At 72.2% G+C, this 1920-nt stretch carries 3 protein-coding genes; all 3 read left to right on the forward strand.

The annotated features are described in order from the left end of the window. Nucleotides 1-517: DUF2064 domain-containing protein (locus AB0C29_RS46150; RefSeq protein ID WP_360834403.1), on the forward strand; the 517-nt coding region annotated here is incomplete at its 5' end. Between the two features lie 30 nt (nt 518-547). Beyond that, the gene (locus tag AB0C29_RS46155) at nt 548-1429 is read left to right on the forward strand and encodes an LLM class F420-dependent oxidoreductase (protein WP_360834405.1); all 882 of its coding nucleotides are present in this window, start codon (nt 548-550) and stop codon (nt 1427-1429) included. 49 nt (nt 1430-1478) lie between these two features. Beyond that, nucleotides 1479-1748 carry an SCO0607 family lipoprotein gene (locus tag AB0C29_RS46160; protein ID WP_360834407.1) on the forward strand — a complete coding sequence of 90 codons (270 nt, stop codon included), beginning with the start codon at nt 1479-1481 and terminating at the stop codon, nt 1746-1748. Nucleotides 1749-1920: the final 172 nt, after the last annotated feature.

Here is a 1920-nt window from a genome sequence, read left to right on the forward strand (position 1 = left end):
CGCGTCCCGGCTGGACCGGCCCTGGACCCCGGAGCAGGCCGCGATGATCGCCGCCGCGGCCACCGCCGACACGATGCGGGCCGTGCGCGCGATGCCGGGCTGGCCGATCGAGATCGGACCGCTCGCCTACGCCTTCGCGCCCCGGGCCGATCAGCCCGGCACCGGCGCGCTGCTCGTGGCACCCCAGGTGCCCCAGCTCAGCGCCGCTCTGCTGACCGACGCCGCCGAGCTGCTGAGCGAGTTCGACGCGGTGCTCGGTCCCACCACCGGGGCCGGCTGGTGGGCGTTCGGGCTGCGCGAGCCCGCCCACGGCGCCACCCTGCGGGCCATGCCCGGCGCCCTGAGCAGCGCGGGCGCTCTGACGGTCGCCGCCCTGCGCCTCGGCCTGCGCGTGGCGATGCTGCCCACGCTGCGGGAACTGGGCACCGGCGCCGACGTGCCGGTGATCGCCGGGCACTGCCCGGCCGGCAGCGAGTTCGCCGTGACGGTCGCCCACCTGAGCCGGGGACGCGGCTGAGCCGCCTTCAAGATCCGGTACGTTGCCGGTATGAGCGTGCGTTTCGGAGTGTTCGTCCCGCAGGGCTGGAAGATGGACCTGGTCGAGATCGCCGACCCGGTCGAGCAGTACGAGGCGATGACCGCGGTGGCGAAGGCGGCCGACGCCGGCCCGTGGGACTCGGTGTGGGTGTACGACCACTTCCACACCGTGCCGGAGCCGACCATCAACACGACGTTCGAGTGCTGGACGGTCACCTCGACGCTGGCCCGCGACACCAGCCGGATCAACATCGGGCAGATGGTCGGCTGCAACGGCTACCGCCAGCCCTCGCTCTACGCCAAGATCGCCTCCACCGTGGACGTCGCCAGCCACGGTCGGCTCTACGCCGGGCTCGGCGCCGGCTGGTACGAGCACGAGTGGAAGGCGTACGGCTACCAGTGGCGCGAGGTGCCGCAGCGGATGGGCGAGTTCCGTGAGGCCGTCGAGGTCGTGCACAAGATGTGGACCGAGGAACGGCCCGTCTTCACCGGCCGGCACTACTCGATCGACCAGCCGATCAACGAGCCCAAGGGCGCCCGCAAGCCGCACCCGTCGTTCTGGCTGGGCGGCGGTGGCGAGAAGGTCACCCTCAAGCTGGTCGCGCAGTACGCCGACGCCTGCAACGTGGGCGGCGGCGACCCCGAGCTCATCCGGCACAAGCTCGGCGTGCTGCGCGGGCACTGCGACGACCTGGGCCGCGACTACGACCGGATCATCAAGTCGACCGGCTTCGAACTCAAGCTCGATGAGCCCGTCGCCGAGACGATCGGCCGCCTGGAACGGATCGCCGAGGCCGGCGCCGACTACGTGATCGTCTACGTGCCCCGGGTGGCGTACGACCACGAGCCGATGCTGCGTTTCGCGAGCGAGGTCATCCCGCAGTTCAGCTGAGTACGCGTACGGATTTCCCGGACGGCCGCACCCGGAAAGACTGACGGGCATGCGGAAGACACTGACCGTCCTGATCCTCGCCACCACCCTGTCGGCCGGGGGCTGCACGTTCGCGGACGCGATCTGCGGCTCCGGCGACTATCCCGTCAAGGCCGTGGGCACGACCACCGGCCAGGACTGTGTGCCCGAGGGCCAGGAGCCACCGGCGGGCTACGTGCGCTACCCGGAGGGCAAGGTGCCCGAGCACGTCGGCGACAAGTGGGACGAGTACTGGAGCAAGGTGGTGGTCGACGAGCGGGGCAACGTCGTGCCCGGCTGACGGCCCGCCCGCTCATCGCGCGGTGTCGGCCAAGAACTGCTCCCACGTACGCAGGCCCACGGCCCGGTCCGGCGCGAGGTTGGCGCCGGCCCGGATCGCCTGGTACGCCCCGCCGACGGCCGGCACCGCCACGATCGGCCGCCGCCGGCCGGTCGCCCGCAGGTGACCGCGG

This window comes from Actinoplanes sp. NPDC048791 (genome assembly GCF_040650095.1).
Classification (GTDB): domain Bacteria; phylum Actinomycetota; class Actinomycetes; order Mycobacteriales; family Micromonosporaceae; genus Actinoplanes.

What these genes read in the sequence shown, in the direction of transcription:
- AB0C29_RS46155 (WP_360834405.1), top strand. Translation starts at nt 548, where the DNA reads ATGAGCGTGCGTTTCGGAGTGTTCGTCCCGCAGGGCTGGAAGATGGAC.
- AB0C29_RS46160 (WP_360834407.1), top strand. Translation starts at nt 1,479, where the DNA reads ATGCGGAAGACACTGACCGTCCTGATCCTCGCCACCACCCTGTCGGCC.